The following is a 234-nucleotide window of genomic DNA, read 5'->3' as shown; positions in this document are numbered from 1 at the left end:
GGACGGAGAAAGAAAATCATATATGTTCTATTGCAATCCACAAGCACCGCAGGAAAAACCGAAGGTTGAAAATAATCATACTCTCATTCGAAGGATCCTTCCCAAGGGAACAACTTTCGACAATTTATCCCAAACTGATATCAACCTGATGATGTCTCATATAAACTCATACGGGAGGAAAAAATTTAACGGAAAATCTCCTGCAGAGATCTTTATCAACCTGTATGGCGAGGA

1 pseudogene is annotated in these 234 nt (G+C 39.3%); it reads left to right on the top strand.

The features are described from left to right. Positions 1–22: 22 nt before the first annotated feature. A pseudogene (locus B0D78_RS13325) lies at positions 23–234 on the top strand (IS30 family transposase); the annotation flags it as partial.

It is taken from the genome of Pyramidobacter sp. C12-8 (assembly GCF_002007215.1).
In the GTDB taxonomy this organism is placed as follows: domain Bacteria; phylum Synergistota; class Synergistia; order Synergistales; family Dethiosulfovibrionaceae; genus Pyramidobacter.
Note: the sequence above shows the minus strand (reverse complement) of the source record. Positions and strands in the feature narration are given on the sequence as shown.